This window comes from Methylobacterium sp. A49B, from assembly GCF_053346215.1.
In genome coordinates, this window is sequence record NZ_JBKFBO010000097.1 from 123269 (window position 1) to 145192 (window position 21924).

Annotated in this window: 18 protein-coding genes; 8 read left to right on the forward strand and 10 right to left on the reverse strand. The window is 68.5% G+C overall.

All coding sequences use genetic code 11. The features are described from left to right. The 3 genes from ACLBX9_RS16080 to coxB form a co-directional block, all read right to left on the reverse strand. Complete coding sequence (locus ACLBX9_RS16080) at window positions 1-951, reverse strand: heme o synthase (RefSeq protein WP_010681847.1); 951 nt, start codon at window positions 949-951, stop codon at window positions 1-3. A gap of 212 nt (window positions 952-1163) precedes the next feature. Then, the gene (gene ctaD, locus ACLBX9_RS16085) at window positions 1164-2792 is read right to left on the reverse strand and encodes a cytochrome c oxidase subunit I (RefSeq protein ID WP_010681848.1); all 1629 of its coding nucleotides are present in this window, start codon (window positions 2790-2792) and stop codon (window positions 1164-1166) included. A 50-nt stretch (window positions 2793-2842) separates the two neighbouring features. Further along, window positions 2843-3682, reverse strand: coding sequence for a cytochrome c oxidase subunit II (gene coxB / locus ACLBX9_RS16090; RefSeq protein ID WP_010681849.1), 840 nt, complete (start codon window positions 3680-3682; stop codon window positions 2843-2845). Between the two features lie 297 nt (window positions 3683-3979). Between coxB and fdhD the strand changes: the two genes are divergently transcribed. Next, entirely contained in the window at window positions 3980-4822 is an 843-nt protein-coding gene (gene fdhD / locus ACLBX9_RS16095) for a formate dehydrogenase accessory sulfurtransferase FdhD (RefSeq protein WP_447719644.1), read from the forward strand. Window positions 4823-4824: 2 nt separating this feature from the next. Here fdhD and ACLBX9_RS16100 read toward each other — a convergent pair whose 3' ends face one another. Next, a complete protein-coding gene (locus ACLBX9_RS16100) occupies window positions 4825-5700 on the reverse strand; it encodes a hypothetical protein (protein ID WP_447719645.1) in 876 nt (291 codons plus the stop codon). 541 nt (window positions 5701-6241) lie between these two features. Here ACLBX9_RS16100 and gltB point away from each other — a divergent pair. Then, complete coding sequence (gltB, locus tag ACLBX9_RS16105; RefSeq protein WP_447719646.1) at window positions 6242-10957, forward strand: glutamate synthase large subunit; 4716 nt, start codon at window positions 6242-6244, stop codon at window positions 10955-10957. A gap of 101 nt (window positions 10958-11058) precedes the next feature. Beyond that, window positions 11059-12492 carry a glutamate synthase subunit beta gene (locus tag ACLBX9_RS16110; RefSeq protein WP_010681853.1) on the forward strand — a complete coding sequence of 478 codons (1434 nt, stop codon included), beginning with the start codon at window positions 11059-11061 and terminating at the stop codon, window positions 12490-12492. Between the two features lie 16 nt (window positions 12493-12508). Here the strand turns inward: ACLBX9_RS16110 and ACLBX9_RS16115 are convergent, their stop codons facing one another. The 3 genes from ACLBX9_RS16115 to galE form a co-directional block, all read right to left on the reverse strand. After that, window positions 12509-13942, reverse strand: coding sequence for an SGNH/GDSL hydrolase family protein (locus ACLBX9_RS16115; RefSeq protein WP_447719647.1), 1434 nt, complete (start codon window positions 13940-13942; stop codon window positions 12509-12511). A gap of 84 nt (window positions 13943-14026) precedes the next feature. Then, a complete protein-coding gene (locus tag ACLBX9_RS16120) occupies window positions 14027-15229 on the reverse strand; it encodes a lytic murein transglycosylase (protein WP_447719648.1) in 1203 nt (400 codons plus the stop codon). Window positions 15230-15233: 4 nt separating this feature from the next. Beyond that, window positions 15234-16226 (reverse strand): UDP-glucose 4-epimerase GalE, encoded by a 993-nt coding sequence (gene galE, locus ACLBX9_RS16125; protein WP_447719649.1) that lies wholly within the window; start codon window positions 16224-16226, stop codon window positions 15234-15236. Window positions 16227-16401: 175 nt separating this feature from the next. On the opposite strand from galE, the gene galU reads away from it, so the two are divergent. Beyond that, complete coding sequence (galU, locus tag ACLBX9_RS16130; RefSeq protein ID WP_010681857.1) at window positions 16402-17271, forward strand: UTP--glucose-1-phosphate uridylyltransferase GalU; 870 nt, start codon at window positions 16402-16404, stop codon at window positions 17269-17271. A gap of 243 nt (window positions 17272-17514) precedes the next feature. On the opposite strand, the gene ACLBX9_RS16135 is transcribed toward galU, so the two are convergent. Next, the gene (locus tag ACLBX9_RS16135; RefSeq protein ID WP_010681858.1) at window positions 17515-18417 is read right to left on the reverse strand and encodes an N-formylglutamate amidohydrolase; all 903 of its coding nucleotides are present in this window, start codon (window positions 18415-18417) and stop codon (window positions 17515-17517) included. 206 nt (window positions 18418-18623) lie between these two features. On the opposite strand from ACLBX9_RS16135, the gene cpdR reads away from it, so the two are divergent. The 4 genes from cpdR (at window position 18624) to ACLBX9_RS16155 (ending at window position 20714) form a co-directional block, all read left to right on the forward strand. Beyond that, entirely contained in the window at window positions 18624-18980 is a 357-nt protein-coding gene (gene cpdR, locus ACLBX9_RS16140) for a cell cycle two-component system response regulator CpdR (protein WP_003603128.1), read from the forward strand. 138 nt (window positions 18981-19118) lie between these two features. Next, complete coding sequence (gene grxC / locus ACLBX9_RS16145; protein ID WP_010681859.1) at window positions 19119-19388, forward strand: glutaredoxin 3; 270 nt, start codon at window positions 19119-19121, stop codon at window positions 19386-19388. Beyond that, window positions 19381-20238, forward strand: a complete 858-nt coding sequence (locus tag ACLBX9_RS16150) for a carbon-nitrogen hydrolase family protein (protein WP_447719650.1) — start codon at window positions 19381-19383, stop codon at window positions 20236-20238. The genes grxC and ACLBX9_RS16150 overlap by 8 nt, the downstream gene beginning before the upstream one ends. 20 nt (window positions 20239-20258) lie before the next feature. Beyond that, a complete protein-coding gene (locus ACLBX9_RS16155; protein ID WP_447719651.1) occupies window positions 20259-20714 on the forward strand; it encodes a DUF1178 family protein in 456 nt (151 codons plus the stop codon). Window positions 20715-20751: 37 nt separating this feature from the next. Here the strand turns inward: ACLBX9_RS16155 and ACLBX9_RS16160 are convergent, their stop codons facing one another. Both ACLBX9_RS16160 and ACLBX9_RS16165 read right to left on the reverse strand, forming a co-directional pair. Next, a complete protein-coding gene (locus tag ACLBX9_RS16160) occupies window positions 20752-21240 on the reverse strand; it encodes a disulfide bond formation protein B (protein WP_447719652.1) in 489 nt (162 codons plus the stop codon). Between the two features lie 2 nt (window positions 21241-21242). Beyond that, entirely contained in the window at window positions 21243-21824 is a 582-nt protein-coding gene (locus tag ACLBX9_RS16165) for a YqaA family protein (RefSeq protein WP_010681863.1), read from the reverse strand. Between the last annotated feature and the right edge of the window lie 100 nt (window positions 21825-21924).

Here is a 21924-nt window from a genome sequence, read left to right on the forward strand (position 1 = left end):
TCAGCCCATGACCGGACGGAACAGGCCGAAACTCTGCTCCGCCAGCAGCGCCGAGAACAGCGCGAACAGGTAGAGGATCGAGAAGCCGAACATCCCCATGGCGGCCTTCTTCTCGGCCTCGCCTTCGCGGTTCCGGAGGACGCGGATGCTGAAGGCGACCATGCCGAGGCCACCGACGACGCCGATCACCGCGTAGATCAGGCCGCCGAAACCGAGCGCCACGGGCACGAGCCCGAGCGGCGCGAGGAGCAGCGAGTACCATACGATCTGGCGGCGGGTAGAGGACGGCCCGGCGACGTTTGGCATCATCGGGATACCGGCCCGGGCGTACTCGTCGGCCTTGATCAGGGCGAGCGCCCAGAAATGTGGCGGCGTCCAGATGAAGATGATCGCGAACAGAATCAGCGACTCGACGCCGATGGATCCGGTCACGACGGCCTGACCGATGACCGGCGGCAGGGCCCCGGCGGCGCCGCCGATGACGATGTTCTGCGCGGTCGCCCGCTTCAGCCACATCGAGTAGACCACCGCGTAGAACACGATGGTGAAGGCGAGGAGCGCGGCAGCCAGGAGGTTGGCGGCGAGCCCCAGCACCACCACCGAGGCGACCGAGAGGAACAGCCCGAAACCCAGCGCCTCCTCGGAGGTGATCCGGCCCGACGGGATTGGCCGGGTCGCGGTCCGGCTCATGACCGCGTCGATGTCGGCGTCCCACCACATGTTGAGGCAGCCGGACGCCCCGGCACCGACCGCGATGGCGAGGAGCGAGATCGCGCCGATCGCCGGTTGGACATGGCCCTGCGAGACCACCATCCCGACCAGCGCCGTGAAGATCACGAGGACCATCACCCGCGGCTTCAGCAGGGCGAAGTAGTCGGGAACGTCTCCGCCTGCCGCCGTGAGGGCCGGGGCCGGACCGTCCCGGCCGATGCTGTTCGTCAGGCTCGTCATCGCGTCTGCTGCTGCTGTGTCGGCGCCCGGCCACGCGCGTCACGGCCGGGTCGAGTCTCGAATTCGAAATGTTCCAAGAGACGGCGTGAGCGGGGCCCAGGATCTCCCCGGGCCCGTGCGGATCGCCCTCAACGCTCGCCCTTGCCGGGAGGCCAACGAGTGGCCTCCGGGGAAGGGCGAGGGCCGCCGATGCGGCCCTCGCGGGGTTTGTATCAGTGCACGCCCGGCTCGTCGACGATGCGGGGCAGCGTCTCGAACTGGTGGAAGGGCGGCGGGGAGGGAAGCGTCCACTCGAGGGTGGTGGCGCCTTCGCCCCACGGGTTGTCGGCGGCCCGCTCCTTGGAGCGGAAGGCCAGGACCACGCCGATCACGAACACGAACATGCCGAGGCCGAAGATGTGGCCACCATAGGTCGAGACCTTGTGCCACTGGGCGAAGGCGTCCGGGTAGTCGGCGTAGCGGCGCGGCATGCCGGCGAGCCCCAGGAAGTGCATCGGGAAGAACAGGACGTTCGCGCCGATGAAGGCCAGCCAGAAGTGCAGCTTGCCGGCCCATTCCGGGATGATGTGGCCGGTCATCTTCGGGAACCAGTAGTAGACACCGGCGAAGATGATGAACACGGCACCCAGGGACAGGACGTAGTGGAAGTGCGCCACGACGTAGTAGGTGTCGTGCAGGTACTTATCGACCGCCGAGTTGGCGAGGACGACGCCGGTGACGCCGCCGACGGTGAACAGGAAGATGAAGCCCACCGCCCAGTGCATCGCGGCGGTGAAGCGGATCGAGCCGCCCCACATCGTGGCGATCCACGAGAAGATCTTCACGCCGGTCGGGACCGCGATCACCATGGTGGCGAACACGAAGTAGGACTGCGTCTGGAGCGACAGGCCGACCGTGTACATGTGGTGGGCCCACACGACGAAGCCGACCACGCCGATCGCCACCATGGCGTAGGCCATCGCGAGGTAGCCGAAGACCGGCTTGCGCGAGAACGTGGCGATGATGTGCGACACGATGCCGAAGGCCGGCAGGATCATGATGTACACTTCGGGGTGACCGAAGAACCAGAACAGGTGCTGGTACAGGATCGGGTCACCGCCGCCGGCCGGGTCGAAGAAGGTGGTGCCGAAATTACGGTCGGTTAGCAGCATCGTGATGGCACCCGCGAGCACCGGCAGCGACAGGAGCAGCAGGAACGCGGTCACAAGCTCGGCCCAGGCGAAGAGCGGCATCTTGTGCAGCGTCATGCCGGGGGCGCGCATGTTCAGGATGGTGGTGATGAAGTTGATGGCGCCGAGGATCGAGCCCGCGCCCGAGAGGTGCAGGGCGAAGATCGCGAAGTCGACGGCCGGGCCGGGATGGCCGGCGGTCGAGAGCGGCGGGTAGACGGTCCAGCCGGTGCCGGCGCCGGACGCGCCGGGGGCGCCTTCGACGAACAGCGAGCACAGCAGGGAGCAGAAGCCCGCCACCGTCAGCCAGAACGAGATGTTGTTCATGCGCGGGAACGCCATGTCGGGCGCGCCGATCATGAGGGGCACGAACCAGTTGCCGAAGCCGCCGATCAGCGCCGGCATCACCATGAAGAACACCATGATGAGGCCGTGGCCCGTGACGAACACGTTGTAGGTCGCGGGGTTCGAGAAGTACTGCAGGCCCGGCTGCTCCATCTCCATCCGGATACCGAAGGAGAGGAAGGCGCCGATCATGCCGGCGCAGAAGGCGAAGAGCAGATAGAGGGTGCCGATGTCCTTGTGGTTCGTCGACAGGAACCAGCGGGCGAAGAACGACGGCTTGTGGTCGTGGACCTCGTGGGCCTCGGCATGGGCTGCGGCTGTAGCCATGGATTCGGGTGCCTTGTGAGTCGGATGGGTTCTGTTCGGTCAGCCGGGGCTCAGCGCGCCTCGGCGAAGCTCGTGCCGTTGTCGATGCGGGCGTACTTGGTCTTCGCCTCCTTCAGCCAGTCGGCGTAGGCCTGCTCGCTCACGACGCGGACCACGATCGGCATGTAGGCGTGGCGCTGGCCGCACAGCTCGGAGCACTGGCCGTGGAAGGTGCCTTCCTTGTCGGCCTTGAACCACATCTGGTTCAGGCGGCCGGGCACGGCGTCGATCTTGAAGCCGAAGGCCGGCATGGCCCAGGAATGCAGCACGTCGGCGGCGGTGACCTGGATCTTCACGATCTTGCCGACCGGGACGACCATCTCGTTGTCGGTCTGGAGCAGGCGGGGCTGCTTGTCCTCGTCGATGTTGGCATCGAAGGTGAAGCCGCCGCCCGCCTCGGTCTGCGGGTACTCGTAGGACCAGTACCACGCGTGGCCGATGACCTTGACGATCATGTCGGCCTTCGGGTCCGAGAGCTGCGTGCGCAGCAGGCGGAAGGACGGGATCGCCACCGCGACGAGGATCAGCACCGGCACGATCGTCCAGGCGACCTCGATGGCGGTGTTGTGGGTGGTGCGCGAGGGGGTGGGGTTCCGCTTCTCGCCGAAGCGGAAGATGCACCACAGGATCAGGCCCAGCACGAAGACCGAGATCGCCAGCGACAGCCAGTGCAGGCCGACCTCGAAGCTGAGGATGTCGCGCGCGTTCTCGGTGACCGGGATCTGCCGGCTCATCTCCCATGGCACCGGCTGGCCGAAACCCGCGGCCTGCGCGCCTGTTAACGGAAAGAGCGAGGCGCCGAGAGCGGCGAGGCTCCAGAGTGACCGGTTGATCGTCCGCACCGTCCGCATCTGCCTCTCGTGGCTCCCCAAAACTGTCTGGCGGCTGCCGGACCGTCCCGTCTTGATCGCGTGCGGGATCGTACCGACGTGACGGAGTACCGGTTGTGTCACCCGGCATTATCCGACCGGCGCTTCAGACCACAAGGGCCGTCGAGGTGCAACCGCACAAGCGTCGCATGAGGCGCTTTCCCGACAGTTCCCCGCGCCTCGTGGCGTGTTCGCACCGCGAGGGTTCGGTAATTTTCGACCCGATTGCCCGACGGACCTGGCGGCGGATAGGAGTTCTTCCGCACATTGGAGCGCTGAATGCCGACCGCCCCGGAGAGCCCATCCCAGGACCTGCCCCCTGCCTCGGTGCGGGTGCCCATGCAGGTCGTAGCCTATACGGGATCCGAGCCGCGGCTGGATGCGCGAGCCCTCGCCGCGGAGGTGCCGGTCAACCTCGTGTACGGCAGCGTGCCGCATGCCGTGATGATGTGCACGCCCGCAGATCTCGAGGATTTCGCCTACGGGTTCAGCCTCACGGAGGGCATCGTCGAGGCTGCGGAGGAGATCCGCGAAACGCGGGTGGAGACCGTCGCCGACGGGCTGCGCCTCCATATCGAGCTGGCGCCCGGACGGCTTCGCGAGCACCTCGCGCGCAAGCGCGCCATCAGCGGCCGCACCGGGTGCGGCGTCTGCGGTATCGAGGACCTGAAGGAACTGCCCCGCACGGATCGGCGGATGGATTCGGAGGTGCGGGTCGCCGTCTCGGCGATCGCCCGGGCCCTGTCTGCCCTGGACGAGGCCCAGCGGCTCGGAGCCGAGACCCGGGCCGTCCACGCCGCCGCCTGGGCGCGGCTCGACGGCACACTGGTCGCCGTCCGGGAGGATGTCGGCCGTCACAACGCGCTGGATAAGCTGATCGGTGCACTGATGCGGTCCGGCGCCGACACGCGGGCCGGCTTCCTGGTGATCACCAGCCGCTGCTCCTTCGAGATGGTCGAGAAGGCGGCAAGTCTGGGTGCCGCGATCGTGGTGGCGATCTCGGCGCCGACGGCTCTGGCTCTGGACCGTGCCCGCGCCCACGCCATGACGCTCTGCGCCATCGCGCGGGCCGATACCGTCACGGTCTTCGCCGGCGCGGATCGGCTGATCACCGCCGGGTAGGGCTACTGAGCGGCGCCCGGTTCCTTCTCGACGGTACCGGGGACGATGGTCGCCCCGCCGATGACCCGCACGGGCTTCTTGTCCGTGGGCGGATCCTTCCAATCCTTGGAGTCCGGCTTGGGCGCTTCGGCCACGACCTTCTCTGCGGGCTTCTCCGCGGCGGGCGCCGGGGACGTCGCCGGCTGCGCCTTCTCGATCGACGCGTCCCGCGTCTCCGGCTTGCCGCCCGTCTTGGTGTCAGCCTTCGCGTCCGTTCTTCCCGAATCGGCGGGAACGGCCTTCGGCGCGGGGACCTCGGGGCTGTTCCGGAGCGCCGGGCGCAGATCGGCCGGCCGCGCCGGCGCCGCGCGCGCGACCTTGCGCGGAGGGGCGGTCCGGCCGACGCTGTCGGGATTGACGCCGTCCGGATTCGGCTCCGGCCTCAGGGCTTCACCGGCGGGCCTGCGCTGAAGCCTCAGGGCCGGCGGCTCGTCGAAGGGCGAGGGCCGCACGACCCGACGGGGCGCGGCGTCATCCTCGGTCCAGCCGAAGCCGGGCGCCGGGCGTTCCAGCCGCGCGTAGGTCTCCGGGGCGCCGACGCGCTGCCGGCCGATGATCGCGCCGCCCGTGGGATCAACGAGCAGGCGGACCGGGATGCCGGCCGGGTTGACCGCGTCGACAACGTAGACGCGCCCGTCGAAGCGCGGACGGCTCAGGCCGGTGAACCCGCGGTCGGCGAGGCGCCACGCGACCACGCGCGGCGGCAGGATCTCCTCTTCGAAGGCGAATTGCGCGCTGGCATGGCCGCCGAGACCCAGAAGGGCGCCGCCTGCCACGACGGAGGCGCAGAGAGCGCGGGTCATCGTGGTGCGGAGGCGCGCGGTCGATCTGCTCGTCATCGTCACTCTTGTGCGTTCTCGGTCTGGAGACCCGGCAGAGTGTCCGGTTCCGGCATGGTCCGGGCCGGTGAACCCGGACCTCGACCATGCCGGCGAGGTCGTTGCCCCGCATGCCGCTTGTGCTCGGCCCGTCGGGTAGACCGTGAGATTCGGGCGACAATGCGGAAGATGCGGAGCCGCGCTGGCCCGCGATCGGCAGCATCCTTGACGCAGTGGACGGCAGTCACTTGCTGAAAGGATTGCGATCTGGCAATTTCGCGACTTAGGACAGCACAACTGTCCCATCGGCCGTGCATCCCGGCCGTCGCCGTCTCGCGCGCGGGCGAGAAATACGGCAGACGGACACGGGCAGGCCAGCGCACCGTTCCCGGAGCGGTCCGGGTCCTCGACGAATGCAAGCCGGCGGACGCGTCCCGAGCGGGACCGACCGGACGGCCTGCGACACGAGGTCGGAGCGCGGGGCGCCGACGACCCGTGGGCATGAAACATGCTGGCGGGTTCAGCGGCGGCGGACGGTATCGAGGGAAGGACGAGACGAAGCATGTCACAGCGCAGACCCGCCGACGAGTTTGCTGCTTCCACGGTCCAGGCTGCCGCGCCCCGCGGCGGCGCGATGCCGCTCATCGTGCGCGATCCCGCTTTGCCGAAAGCGCAGGGCGCCTACGATCCGGCCCGGGAGCGCGACGCGTGCGGCGTCGGGTTCATCGCCGACATGCACGATCGCCGCACCCACGCCATCGTCGAGCAGGGTCTGAAGATCCTGGAGAATCTCGACCATCGCGGCGCCGTGGGCGCCGACCCGAAGATGGGCGACGGCTGCGGTATCCTCACGCAGATCCCGCACGGCTTCTTCGCCGAGGAATGCTCGCGCCTCGGATTCGAGCTGCCGCCGGCCGGGGACTACGCCATCGGCCAGTTCTTCATGCCGAAGGCCGAGGAGCCGCGGGCGATCATCCAGGAGATCGTCGAATCGTCCCTGGCTGCCGAGGGGCTGCCGCTCCTCGGCTGGCGCGACGTGCCGGTGGATCCCGAGGATCTCGGCGAGGCCGTGAAGGCGACCGAGCCGCATCACCGCCAGGTCTTCATCGGCCGTCCGGCGTCGGTCTCCGACCAGGACGCGTTCGAGCGCCGGGTCTACGTCGCCCGCAAGGTGATCTCTAACAAGGTCTACGGGCTCGAAGACCCGCGGGTGAAGGAGTTCTATCCCGTCTCGGTCTCGACCCGGACCATCGTCTACAAGGGCATGGTGCTGGTCACGCAGCTCGGGAACTATTTCCTCGACCTGAGGGACGAGCGCTTCGTCTCGGCGATCGCCCTCGTCCACCAGCGCTTCGCCACCAACACCTTCCCGACCTGGCGCCTGTCGCACCCGTACCGGATGGTCGCCCATAACGGGGAGATCAACACGCTGCGCGGCAACGTCAACTGGATGGCGGCCCGTCAGGCGAGCGTCGATTCGGATCTCTTCGGCAACGACATCTCGAAGTTGTGGCCGATCTCCTACGAGGGGCAGTCGGACACCGCCTGCTTCGACAACGCCCTCGAGTTCCTCGTGCAGGGCGGCTACCCGCTCGCCCACGCGATGATGATGCTCATCCCGGAGGCCTGGGCCGGCAACCCGCTGATGAGCGAGGAGCGGCGCGCCTTCTACGAGTATCACGCCGCCCTGATGGAGCCGTGGGACGGCCCGGCCGCCGTGGCGTTCACCGACGGCCGCCAGATCGGCGCGACGCTGGACCGCAACGGCCTGCGCCCGGCCCGCTACATCGTCACGGACGACGGCCTCGTCGTGCTCGCCTCCGAGATGGGCACCCTGCCGATCCCGGACGAGAAGATCGTACAGTCCTGGCGCCTCCAGCCGGGCCGCATGCTGCTGATCGACCTGCAGAAGGGCCGCATCGTTTCCGACGAGGAGATCAAGGGCGAGCTCGCCGCCGCGCACCCCTACGCCGACTGGGTCAAGAACACCCAGATCGTCCTGGAGGACCTGCGCCCGGTGCAGCCGCGGGAATCGCGCGGCGATGTCGACCTGCTCGATCGCCAGCAGGCGTTCGGCTACACGCAGGAAGACCTCAAGCTGCTGATGCAGCCCATGGCCGTCACCGGCCAGGAGGCGGTCGGCTCGATGGGCACGGACACGCCGCTCTCGGCCCTCTCCGAGAAGTCGAAGCTGCTCTACACCTACTTCAAGCAGAACTTCGCGCAGGTCACGAACCCGCCGATCGACCCGATCCGCGAGGAGGCCGTGATGAGCCTCGTCTCGTTCATCGGGCCGCGGCCGAACCTGCTCGACATGGAGGGCGCGTCACGGCGCAAGCGCCTCGAGGTCCGCCAGCCGATCCTCACCAATGCCGACTTGGAGAAGATCCGCTCGATCGGTCATTTCGAGGACCGGTTCGACACCAAGACCCTCGACATGACCTACCCGGCCGAGACCGGCGCGGCGGCCATGGACGGGGCGCTCGACCGCCTCTGCGACCGCGCCGAGGCGGCGGTGCGCGGCGGCTACAACATCATCGTGCTCACCGACCGGGCGGTCGGGCCGGACCGGATCCCGATCCCGGCGCTGCTCGCCACGGCGTCCGTGCACAATTACCTGATCCGCAAGGGGCTCCGGACATCGGTCGGCCTCGTGGTCGAGTCGGGCGAGCCGCGCGAGGTGCACCACTTCGCGTGCCTCGCCGGCTACGGCGCCGAGGCGGTGAACCCCTACCTCGCCTTCGAGACGCTGCTCGCCATGAAGGACGAGTTCCCGCCGGACCTCACCGATGACGAGATCATCTACCGCTACATCAAGGCGATCGATAAGGGCCTGCTCAAGGTGATGTCCAAGATGGGCATCTCCACCTACCAGTCCTATTGCGGCGCCCAGATCTTCGACGCGGTCGGCCTGAACTCGACCTTCGTGGGCCGCGATTTCTTCGGCACGGCGACGACCATCGAGGGCGTCGGCATGGCGGAGATCGCCGAGGAGACCGCGCGCCGTCACCGCGACGCCTTCGGCGACGCGCCGGTCTACCGCAACGCGCTCGATGTCGGCGGCGAGTACGCGTACCGGCTGCGCGGCGAGACCCACACCTGGACGCCCGACACGGTGGCGACGCTGCAGCACGCGGTGCGCCTCAACGTGCCGGAGCGCTACCGGGAATATGCCGAGCTGGTGAACCGGCAGGAGCACCAGCTGAAGACGCTGCGCGGCCTGTTCCGGATCAAGTCCGCCGCCGAGCTCGGCCGCGCGCCGGTCCCGCTCGATTCGGTCGAGCCGGCCTCCGAGATCGTCAAGCGCTTCGCCACGGGCGCGATGTCGTACGGCTCCATCTCCAAGGAGGCGCACGAGACGCTCGCGATCGCGCTCAACTCGTTCGGCGGCCGGTCGAACTCGGGCGAGGGCGGCGAGGAGGTCGAGCGGTTCAAGCCGCTGCCGGACGGGCGCTCGCGCCGGTCCGCGATCAAGCAGGTCGCGTCCGGCCGCTTCGGCGTCACGACCGAGTATCTCGTCAATTCCGACATGATGCAGATCAAGGTCGCGCAGGGCGCCAAGCCCGGCGAGGGCGGCCAGCTGCCCGGCCACAAGGTCGACGCCAAGATCGCCAAGGTCCGCTACGCCACCCCGGGCGTCGGCCTGATTTCGCCGCCGCCGCACCACGACATCTACTCGATCGAGGATCTGGCCCAGCTGATCTTCGACCTGAAGAACGTGAACCCGTCGGCGGACGTGTCGGTGAAGCTCGTCTCCGAGGTCGGCGTCGGCACGGTCGCGGCCGGCGTCGCCAAGGCGCGCGCCGACCACATCACGATCTCGGGCTTCGACGGCGGCACCGGTGCGGCGCCGCTGACCTCGCTCAAGCACGCGGGCGGACCCTGGGAGACCGGGCTGGCCGAGACCCAGCAGACGCTGGTGCTCAACAACCTGCGCGGGCGCGTGGCCCTCCAGGCCGATGGCGGCATCCGCACCGGACGGGACGTGATCATCGCGGCGCTGCTCGGCGCCGACCAGATGGGCTTCTCCACGGCCCCGCTGATCGCGGCCGGCTGCATCATGATGCGCAAGTGCCACCTGAACACCTGCCCGGTGGGTGTCGCCACCCAGGATCCGGTGCTGCGCAAGCGCTTCAAGGGCACGCCCGAGCACGTGGTGAACTACTTCTTCTTCGTGGCCGAGGAGGTGCGGGAAATCCTGGCGTCGCTCGGCTTCACGAAGCTGGAGGAGGCGGTCGGCCGCTCCGACGTGCTCGACAAGGTCGAGGCGATCGCCCACTGGAAGGCGCGCGGGCTCGATTTCACCAAGCTGTTCCACCGGCCGAAGGTGGCCGAGGGCACGGCGATCCGCCACGTCGATGTGCAGCACCACCCGATCGACACGGTCCTCGACCGGCGCCTGATCGAGAAGGCGCAGCACGCCATCGAGACCGGCGAGCCGGTGATCATCGCCGACACGATCCGGAACTCGGACCGGGCGGCGGGCGCCATGCTCTCCGGCGCGGTGGCGAAGGCGCACGGCCACGAGGGCCTGCCCGACGACACGATCGTGGTGAAGCTCGCCGGCACCGCTGGCCAGAGCTTCGGAGCGTGGGTGGCGGCCGGCGTCACCATCGAGCTGACGGGCCACGGCAACGACTACGTCGGCAAGGGCCTGTCGGGCGGCAAGCTGATCATCCGGCCGAGCGATGCGCTGAGGTCGCCGCAGGATCGGACCATCATGGTCGGCAACACCGTGCTGTACGGGGCGATCGCCGGCGAGTGCTACATCCGCGGCTCCGCGGGCGAGCGCTTCGCGGTGCGCAACTCCGGCGCCATCACGGTGGTCGAGGGCATGGGCGACCACGGCTGCGAGTACATGACCGGCGGCGTCGTCGTGTCGATCGGCGACACCGGGCGCAACTTCGCGGCCGGCATGTCGGGCGGAATCGCCTACGTGCTCGACGAGGACGGCTCGTTCTCGGCGCGCTGCAACCTGTCGATGGTCGATTTGGAGCCGGTCGAGGAGGAGGACGACCTGATGCGCCGCTTCCACCAGGACGGCGACCTCGAGACCAAGGGGCGGGTGGACATCCTGGCCGACATGTCGGGCCACGACGAGGAGCGGCTGACGCAACTCATCAAGAACCATCTGAAATACACGGGCAGCCCGCGCGCCAAGGCGATCCTCGACGACTGGTCGGCCTATCGGACCAAGTTCGTGAAGGTGATGCCGGTGGAGTACCGCCGGGCGCTGCGCGAGATGGAGATGGCGCGGATGCCGGTCGCGGCGGAGTAGCCGGCCTTCAGGACCGGGCGGTCTGCCGCCCGGTCACGCACACGCGATACAAGACGACGCGGGCAGCGCAGTCAGAGACTGGCCGGCCCAGGGGCTGACCAATGGGCAAGATCACAGGCTTCCTCGAATTCGACCGGCAGGAGCAGAAGTACCAGCTCGCCGCCGACCGGGTCCGGCATTTCCGCGAGTTCACGCTGCCGCTCGACGAGCATGATCTCACGAAGCAGGCCGCGCGCTGCATGGATTGCGGCATCCCGTTCTGCCACGGCCCGACCGGCTGTCCGGTTCACAACCAGATCCCGGACTGGAACGACCTCGTTTTCCAATCGGATTGGGAAGAGGCCTCGCGCAACCTGCACTCGACAAACAACTTTCCGGAATTCACTGGCCGCATCTGCCCCGCGCCCTGCGAGGAAGCCTGCACGCTGAACCTGGAGAACCAGCCGGTCGCCATCAAGACGATCGAGCAGGCCATCGCCGACCGCGCCTGGAACATGGGCTGGGTCAAGCCCGAGCCGTCCGCGACGCGCACCGGCAAGCGGGTGGCGATCGTCGGCTCGGGCCCGGCCGGCATGGCGGCGGCGCAGCAGCTCGCCCGCGTGGGCCACGATGTCCACGTCTTCGAGCGCGAGCCGAAGGCCGGCGGCCTGCTCCGCTACGGCATTCCCGACTTCAAGATGGAGAAGCGCCACATCGAGCGGCGCGTGCGCCAGATGGAGGCCGAGGGCGTCGTCTTTCACTACAACCAGAACATCGGGGTGACGAAGCCCGTCGACGAGCTGAAGGCCGAGTTCGACGCCGTGATGTTCTGCGGCGGTGCCGAGGATCCCCGTAATCCGCAGCTGCCCGGGCAGGACCTGGAAGGCGTGCACTACGCCATGCCCTATCTCGTCCAGTCCAACCGGCGCGTGAACAACGAGCCGATGCGCGGCAACGGCGAATTGCCGATTCTCGCCAGCGGCAAGAACGTCGTGGTGATCGGCGGCGGCGACACGGCCTCCGACTGCGTCGGCACGGCCTTCCGGCAGGGCGCCCTGTCGGTGACGCAGCTCGACATCCGCCCGCGGCCCCCGGAGCGGGAGGACAAGCTGACGGTGTGGCCGTATTGGCCGACCAAGATGCGCACCTCCTCCAGCCAGGCCGAGGGCGCGGAGCGCGAGTTCCAGGCCGCCACTTTGCGGGTCGAAGGCAACAAGAAGGGCCACGTCACCGGCGTCGTCTGCGCCCGGGTCGATGCCAAGCGCCAGCCGATCGCAGGTTCCGAGTTCGTCCTGCCCGCCGACCTCGTCTTCATGGCGATCGGCTTCGCCGGCTCCGTGCAGAAGGGCCTCCTCGAGCAGTCCGGCATCGGCGTGAGCAAGCGCGGCAACGTCGAGGCGAACGAGGAGGATTACCGCACCTCCGATCCGAAGATCTGGGCGGCAGGCGATATGCGGCGCGGCCAGTCGCTCGTGGTCTGGGCGATCCGTGAAGGCCGACAGGCCGCGCGCGCCATCGACGAGGCGCTGATGGGCGCGACCGTCCTGCCGCGGTAGGACGGACCTTCGGACGTCAGCCGGGCGGCCAGCGGAAATCGTCGGCGCGCCCGGGCTGCGGCATCGGCGCGTTTCCGCGCAGCAGCGTCCGATCGGTGGTGCCCAGATTGTCGGCGTCCCGGGGCCGTCCGCTCAGCAACGTGCCGCCGGGTGAAACTTCCGTGCGGCTCAAGGGCACGACCGGGCCGGCCGCTGGCTTGACCGGCAGCGCCGGTACGCCCGGCGGCTCGGGCAGGCTCGGCAGCATCGCGGTGATCTGCCGGTCGATGGCGGCGGTGTCGTTGAGCTGGCCGCTGCCATCCAGGCTCGGCCCCGAAGCGGAGGGCGGGGCGAGGGGCGCCACGGTCGCTGCCGGCGGCTGGTCGGCCGAAGGGGCCGTCGTGCCCATCAGGCGCTTCAGCTCGACATCCGCGAAGTGCGCCAATTTCCGGTCGCCGGCCTTCGTGAAGTGGACACCGTCCGCGGTGCGGAGCTTCGCGATCTGACCTTCCGGATCGGGGCCGGAGGCGGCGTAGCGATCGCGATCGTCGACGAAGCCCGGCCAGATATCGACGTAGGTTGCGCCGGCCTTCGTGACGCTGTCGCGGATCATGTCGTTCATCGACGCGAGATCGCGGCTGAGCCCCTCGCTCTGCATCGGCGGAAGGCCGACCCAGATCAGCGGCACCTTGCGGTCGGTGAAGACCTTGATCAGCGCCTCGATCCGCGCCCGGTACATAGCGCGCCACCGGTCGGTCAGCGGGTCGGCCGTCTCGTCGCCCTCGCGGATCGGCTGACGGTCGTTGGCACCGAGCATCACCAGGGCATAGCGCACTTTCGGATTGGCCTGCAGATAGTCCTGCGCCACCTTCGGCCAATCCACCACGTCCTTGCGGACGAGGCCGCTATCCCCCTTCGCGCGGTCGATGACCGCGACGTCGGCATTGTCCTCGAACACATCGTCGAGGCCCTTCGCGAGGTGGTCGGCGAGGGAATCGCCGAAGACCGCGATCTGGACACTCGGCTCGCTCTTGGCGACGGCCGGCTTCGGGGCGGCCGGGGCGCGGGCCGGGCGGACGCGGCGCTTGATCGCCGGCGGCGGGCGCTGGGCTTCGGTGGCGCCGTACGGGATGCGTTGACGCGGGGCGCGATAGGTCCGCTCCGGCTGAGGCGCGACGGGCTGTGGCCTGTCCTCCCAGGGCCAGTAGAACTGGCGCGGCGCCTCCTGCTGGGGCGCGTAGCGCGGCTGGCGCGCGGCGGATCCATCGTCACGATAGTAGGCGTCCCGCGGTCGCCGACGCGGGGGCGCCTCGTAGTAATTGCCGTTGCCGGGCTGCTGGTAGCCGTCACCCCACTGCGCCTGCGCGGGGAGGCTGCCCGACAGCGCCGAGCCGGCGATCCACAGGATGGCCGCAAGCCCGAACAGCGGCGGGTGCCCCGAGGCACGGCGACCGGCGACTCTCATGCGCATTCCGCACTCTCTTGCCGGGCAGAGGCCGTCCGGCGCGGACGTATTATAGGGGAAGCGGTCGACAGGTCGAAATGCCGTCTTCCGTCAGGGCCGGGACCCTGAACGGTCCTTGATCCGCGACAGGAGAGCCGGCGTGGCGTAGCCGTCGGCCGGCAGATCAGCGCTGATCTGGTAGCGTCGCACCGTCTCGCGCAGCCGGGGACCGGCACGGCCATCCTGCGGACCTTCATAGAAGCCGCCGGCCGCGAGAGCGGACTGAAGCTCCCGCAATCCGGGCCCGTCGAGGCGGGCTCCCGCCGCAGGCCAGCGAGCGGCCAGAGGCGGACCACCATCGAGGCGGTCCGCGAGGTGGCCCACCGCGAGCGCGTAGGAATCCGAGGTGTTGTAGCCGCGAATGACCTCGAAGTTGTCGGTGATCAGGAAGACGGGTGCCCCCGATCCGCCGGGTAGGAACAGGCTGGCGCGCCCGTGCCCGGGGAGCGGCTTGCCGTCCGTCCGTCGGACCCCGCGCTTGGCGAAGTCGTCGATGTCCGCCGCGTAGCGCGACAGGTCGAAGCCTTCCGGCAGGGCTACCTCGTAGCCCCACGAGACCGCCGGATCCCAGCCGAGATCCTTGAGGTAGGCGGCGATCGAGGCCAGCGAATCCGCGTCGCTCGACCAGATGTCCCGGCGGCCGTCGCCGTCGAAGTCGACGGCGTGCGCCAGGTACGTGGACGGCAGGAACTGGACCTGGCCCATCGCTCCGGCCCAACTGCCGCTCATCCGCGCGGGCGTGACGTCGCCGCGCTGGAGGATCGTGAGTGCGGCGAGGAGCTCGTCGCGGAACAGGCTGCCGCGGTGTCGCGCCTCGGCCAGGGTCGCGAGAGCCCGGACCGTCGGAACACTGCCCGCGCTGGCGCCGAAATCGGACTCGATGCCCCAGAGCGCGAGGAGGACCGGCGCCGGAACGCCGTAGCGGTTGCGGATCTCCGCCAGGGTGGGCGCGAGGGCGGCGGCCCGCGCCCGCCCGCGCGCGATCCGACCGTCCGAGACGGCGCCGACGAGGTAGTCCCACACGGGCCGCACGAACTCGCTCTGTCGGCGGATCCGCGCCAGCACAGCGGCGTCCGGCCCCGAGACGCCCCGGAATGCCGCGTCGAACGTCGCTGCAGAGACGCCCCGCGCGGCGGCATCGGGGCGCAGCGACTCGATGAAGCCGCGAAACGCGCCGGATCCGCCCGTCGCCGCATGGGCCGGGACGACGGCCAGGCACAGCGCCGCGGCACAGACGGCTCTCCGGGATTGCATCCGATCAGATCCGGTTGCGCTTGCCCAGCTGATCTTCCCAGGCGAGCGCCTGCGCGACGATGGCGTCGAGGTCGTCGTGCTCGGGCGTCCAGCCGAGCCGCTCTCGGATGAGCGCGGCCTCGGCCACGATCCGGGCCGGGTCCCCGGCGCGCCGGGGACAGAGGCGGACCTCGAAGTCGCGCCCCGAGATCCGCTTCACCACCTCGATCACTTCGAGCACCGAGTATCCGCGTCCGTAGCCGCAATTGAGCGTGAGGCTCTCGCCGCCCGCGCGCAGATGGTCGAGGGCGACCCGGTGTGCCGCGGCGAGGTCCGACACCTGGATGTAGTCGCGCAGGCACGAACCGTCCGGGGTCGGGTAATCGGTCCCGTACACGTCGAGCCGCGCGCGCTGCCCCAGGGCAGCCTGCGTGGCGACCTTGATCAGGTGCGTGGCGTTCGGCGTCGACTGACCGGTACGCCCCTTGGGATCTGCGCCCGCGACATTGAAGTAGCGCAGGATCACGTACGAGAACCCGTGCGCGGCGGCGGCGTCGGCGATCATCCACTCGCTCATGAGCTTCGAGCGGCCGTAGGGATTGATCGGCGCGAGCGGCAGCGTCTCGGGCACCGGAACGACCTCCGGTTCTCCGTAGACGGCCGCCGTCGACGAGAAGATCACGTGCCTGACACCCGCTCGCACCGACGCCTCGATCAGCGAACGGGTCTTCACGGTGTTGGCGAGATAGTAGCCCAGCGGGTCGGAGACCGACTCGGGCACCACGATCTTGGCGGCGAAGTGGGCGAGGGCGTCGATCCTGTGCTGGAGGATCGTCTGAGTCACGAGGGCTTGGTCGGCCACGTCGCCGACCACGAGCTTGACCCCTTCCGGAACGGCCCAGTCGAAACCCGTGGAGAGATCGTCCAGGACGACGACCTCCTCGTGGCCCGCGTCGAGCAGGGCCAGAACCATGTGGCTGCCGATGTAGCCGGCGCCCCCCGTCACAAGAACCGCCATCTCACCTCCCGAAGGTCGCCATCCACAATAACCACTTAGACGTGCGCAGACGGTATATTTACGGCACTCTGCCTCATAGTATCGGCGCACAGGCCTTGCGGCGGCAGGCCTCAGCCTGTCTCACTCGCCGCATCGTCGACCACGTCGTTTCAACCAGTGCCGGGGTTACCGTCCGATGAAACCCATCCGCAAGGCCGTCCTGCCCGTGGCGGGGCTTGGCACGCGCTTCCTGCCCGCGACTAAAGCGGTCCCGAAGGAGATGCTCACGGTCGTCGACCGGCCGGTTGTCCAGCATGTGGTCGATGAGGCGCGGGAGGCCGGCATCGAACACTTCATCTTCGTGACAGGCCGCGGCAAAGCGGTGATCGAGGATCATTTCGATATTGCCTTCGAGCTGGATCACACCCTGCAGGAACGGGGCAAGACGGCCGCCTACGAAGAACTCAAGAAGGATCTGCCCAAGGCCGGCCAGACAAGCTTCACCCGCCAGCAGGCTCCGCTCGGCCTCGGACATGCGGTCTGGTGCGCCCGCGAGATCGTCGGCGACGAGCCCTTCGCGGTGCTGCTCCCGGACATGCTCAGCCGCGGCTGCATGCAGCAGATGCTGTCGGCCTATGAGCGGCATGGCGGCAACATCATCGCCGTCGAGGAAGTGGCACCCGAGGACACGCACCAGTACGGAATCGTCAGCGTCGGTGAGACCTACGGTCAATCCTTTCAGATCACCGGAATGGTCGAGAAGCCGAAACAGGGCACGGCGCCGTCGAACTTCATCATCTCCGGGCGTTACATCCTGCAGCCCGAAATCTTCGGGATCCTCGAACACGGGAAGAAGGGCGCAGGCGGTGAGATCCAGCTCACCGACGCGATGATCGACCTGATGGAGAAGCAGGATTTCTTCGGCATGCACTTCGATGGCCGGACTTATGACACTGGTTCGAAGATCGGCTTCCTCACCGCCAACCTCGCCTATGCGCTGGAACGGCAGGATCTGGCAGGACCCTTGAAGGCCGAGATCGCCAAGCTCCTGAAGTCTCACGGCTGAGGGGGCGCACGGCGCTCGCGATAGGCCGGCGTGAATCAGGTATGCACGGCGCGCAGGCGAGACGCCGATTTCGGCCTTGCATCTTGTGCGCCGCACTTTAATTTGTGCGTTGCGAGATCGCGATGGCGTCGCGGTCTCGCTGCCCTTCTTGGGCGTTTCCTCCCTAGACTTCGGGCCGCTCCTTCGGGAGTGGCCTTTTTTGTTTCGATTGCGGGCGCGATATCGGCCGTGGCGAGCGGATGCCTACTCCGCGGCCATCCGGCTCGGCGTGAGATCGCCGAGGTCGGCCGCCACCTCCGCGATGATGGACTCGAGCGCGGCGACGAGGCTGGGAAAGCCGGCTGCGATCGCGAGGCTCACCTCGTTCATGTAGAGCGCCCGATTGACCTCGATCTGGAGCGCGTGCCTGCCGAAATTCGGCTCTCCATAATGCTCCGTGATGAAGCCGCCCGCGTACGGCTTGTTGCGCACGACGCGAAAGCCTCGTGCGCGGAAAGCCACCTCGACGCTGTCGATCAGGCTCGGCGCGCAGGCGGTGCCGTAGCGGTCTCCGAGCACGACATCGGCCTTACTGTCCGTGTCGCGGCCCAGGCTCGTCGACGGCATCGAATGGCAATCGATGAGGACACAGTGACCATGGCTCCGCACCGTGCGCTGGATGAGGCCGCGCAGCGTGCGGTGGTACGGTTTGTAGAGACCGTCGATGCGCGACGTGGCCTCACCCACCGGCAGGCGTCGGGCGTAGATCTCCTGCCCGTCGGCGACCACGCGCGGGACCGTGCCCAAGCCGCCCGCGACCCGCATCGACCGGGTGTTGGCGAAGGGCGGCAGCCGCCCCTCGAACATCCGCGGGTCGAGTTCGAACGGCTCCCGATTGACGTCTAGGAAGGCGCGAGGGAAGTTCGCTCGCAGGAGCGGCGCACCCAGCGTCACCACTGGGGCAAACAGGCGATCGACGTGCGCGTCCTCCGAGCGCCGGAGGGCGAGGGCGTCGAGCCGGGAGGCGGCGATGAAGTCCGGGGGGTAGACGGCTCCGGAATGGCCGGTATTGAAGACGAAGGGCAGGGTGTGCGCCGCGGGTTCGTCGACCGCGAAGGCCGGGGCGAATCCGAAGGCGTCTGGCTTGACCGGTTCAGGCGCAGTCATCGGCTGGTGGACACCCCGGCGGTTGGGCGAGCGCGGCAGACCCGCACTGTGGTGCGCGATCGGCCGCCTGTCCACTCCATGGCTGGCGGCTCAGGCAGCCGCCTCGGGCATCGCGGTTCATTCTGCGGTTGCCATCCTAACACCTTGTTTACCATCGCCTCCCTTTATGGGATCAACTTCTCGACTCGAAGGCTCGGATCCGGCCGATGAAAATCCTGCTGGCGGAAGACGACAACGACATGCGCCGGTTCCTGGCCAAGGCGCTGCAAAACGCGGGCTACGACGTCCTGTCGTTCGACAACGGGCTCTCGGCGTACAACCGGCTGCGCGAGGAGCCGTTCGAGCTGCTGCTGACCGATATCGTCATGCCCGAGATGGACGGCATCGAACTCGCTCGCCGGGCGACCGAACTCGACCCCGACATCAAGGTCATGTTCATCACGGGATTCGCGGCCGTCGCGCTCAACCCCGATTCCAAGGCGCCGAAGGACGCGAAGGTGCTGTCGAAGCCCTTCCATCTGCGCGATCTCGTCAACGAGGTCGAGAAGCTTCTCGCTGCCTGACCGGATTCCTCGGACGATCTCGAAGCGCCGCGACCGGAGCATCGCTCGCGGAGTGCTGGCCTGTGACCACGCGGGCATAGGAATTTGCTGTCGCGCGCTCCTATATGAGCGGAGTTGAGGCGCGAGACGACCTATTCCATGCAGCCGGTCACCATCTATACGACGGCCTGGTGTCCCTATTGCTCGGCGGCGAAGAGCCTGCTGAAAGAGAAGGGGGCGTCCTTCCAAGAGATCGACGTCGAGCGCGTGCAGGGCGCGCGCGCCACGATGGTCGACCGCGCCAGAGGACGGACGAGCGTCCCGCAGATCTTCATCGGCGACACCCATGTGGGCGGCTGCGACGATCTTTACGCCCTCGACCGTGCCGGCAAGCTCGACCCGCTCTTGAGGGATACGGCCGATGCCTGAGTCGCGCTTCACCGCTGCCTGTGTCCAGATGCGTTCGGGCCGGAACCCGGAGGCGAACCGCGACGCGGCAGTCGCAGGCGTGCGGGAAGCGGCGGGCCGCGGTGCGGCGTTCGTGCAGACGCCCGAGATGACGTCCCTGGTGGAGCGGAGCCGGGAACGGCTGTTCGCCGAGGTCACCACTGAGGCGCAGGATCGAACGCTGGCGGCTGTGCGCGAGGTCGCGCGCGAGACCGGCGTCGTCGTGCAGATCGGCTCGATCGCGGTGCGGTCGGGCGACAAGATCGCCAACCGAGCCTACCTGATCGGCAGCGACGGTGACGTCGTCGCCTCTTACGACAAGTTGCACCTGTTCGATGTCGATCTGCCGAGCGGCGAGCGCTGGCGTGAATCCGCGACCTATACGGGCGGGGCCTGCGCGGTGGTCGCGCCCACCCCGTGGGCGATGCTCGGGTTGACGATCTGCTACGATATCCGCTTTCCCGGCCTGTACCGGGCGCTCGCCGAAGCCGGGGCCGAGATCCTCACTGCGCCCGCGTGCTTCACCCGCCAGACGGGCGAGGCGCATTGGCATGTTCTCCAGAGAGCACGGGCGATCGAGACGGGATCCTTCGTCATCTCGGCGGCGCAGGGCGGCCTGCACGAGGATGGGCGGGAGACGTTCGGCCATTCCATGATCGTCGATCCCTGGGGTCGGGTGCTGGCCGACGCGGGCGGATCCGAGCCGTGCGTCATCCTGGCGGAGATCGACGTGGCGCAGGTCGCCGACGCGCGCGCGCGCATCCCGTCGCTCCAGCACGGGCGCCCCTTCACCGTTGAACGCGTCGGTCCGAAGATCCAGGCCGCGCAGTAAGCAGCACAGCAAGTTCCATCATGATCCGGTACAGTCTCGTCTGCGAGGCCGGCCACGGCTTCGAGAGCTGGTTCCCCTCGTCCGACTCCTATGATGCGCAAGTCGCCCGTGGGCTCGTCGCCTGCCCGGTCTGCGATACCGCGAAAGTCGGCAAGGCGCTGATGGCTCCGAGCGTCGCGCGCACCGATGGGGAGCGTCAGCCCGCTCACCCGCCCGCGCAAGCCGCCGCACCCGTGACCCTGGTGGCCGAGCCGGAGCGGCAGGTGCGGGCGATGCTCCGTGCCCTGCGCGAGCACCTCGTGGCCAATTCCGAGCATGTCGGCGCGCGCTTTCCCGAAGAGGCGCGCAAGATCCATTACGGCGAGGCGGAAGGCCGCGCGATCTACGGCGAGGCGAGTCCCGCGGAAGCGCGCGCGCTGATCGACGAGGGTATCGACGTGGCCGCCCTGCCTCTGCTGCCCGACGACCGCAACTGAGACCTTGTGCCAGCGTGCTCCGGACGGCCCGCCCCGGTCAGGCCCGTGCGGCCGCGCTGCCGGCCAGGGAGGCCAGGACAAAGGACGCCAGGGCGTTCCACCCGGCGAGGGAGACCCCGAGGACCCGCAGCGCCGCCACCGAGCAGTCGACCACCTTGGTCGATTGGAGCGCGTTGAGGAAGTCGCCGATCTGCCCCGGATTGGCGCCGCTGCCGCCCCCGCAATCGGCGGGCCCCGGCCAGAAGCCCCATTCGGCTCCGGCATGGTAGATCCCGATGCCGGTCCCGTAGAGGAAGCCCAGCGCCGCGAGCCCGAGAGCGATCCGCCCAAGACGCTCGGGCGCGAACAGCGCGATCAGGCCCAGCGGCACGGCGGCGTAGTAGGGGAGGCGCTCGGTGAGGCACAGCTTGCAGGGCGCGTAGCCGTATCCGTACTGCATCACGAGGACGGCGCCCACGATCAGGCCGGCCAGGATCGCGAGCCAGAGGCCCGCCGTCTTCACACGCAGTGCAGCCGCCGTGTTCATCGCTACAGGATCACCTTGAAGAGCAGGAAGCCGAGGATGATGACCGCGACGGAAATCGCCGCCACGGCATTTAGATGCCGGTCGAGCACGCCGCGGATCTGAACGCCGTATCGACCGAGCAATCCGGCGAGGATGAAGAACCGCGCGCCTCGGGTGAGGATCGACAGCACCGTGAACCAGAACAGGCTGTAATGGGCGAAGCCCGACGTGATGGTGACGAGCTTGTAGGGGATCGGCGTCAGGCCCTTCAGCAGGATGACCCAGTGCCCGTACTGGGCATACGATTCCTGGAAGGTGGCCGCGGAGTTCTGCAGGCCGTAGAGGCGGATCAGCCACGCACCGACGGAATCGAACAGAAGCGCCCCGATGGCGTAGCCGACGAGACCGCCCAGCACCGACGCCACCGTCGCGATCGTCGCGTAGAACCAGACGCGATCGGGACGGCTCACCGCCATGGGCACGAGCATGGCGTCGGGCGGCACCGGGAAGAATGAACTCTCGGCGAAGGCCACGGCGCCGAGCGCGTAGGGCGCGGAGGGCCTGCCGCTGAGGGCCAAGATCCACGCGTAGAGCCGGCGGAGCATTCAACCTACCGTATCGAACAACCGGCCGCCCTTTGAGCATAGGCGCCTCGCCTTGGCCAGATCGGCTGTCTGGACAACCGAGCCGTTCGGTCCCTTAAGC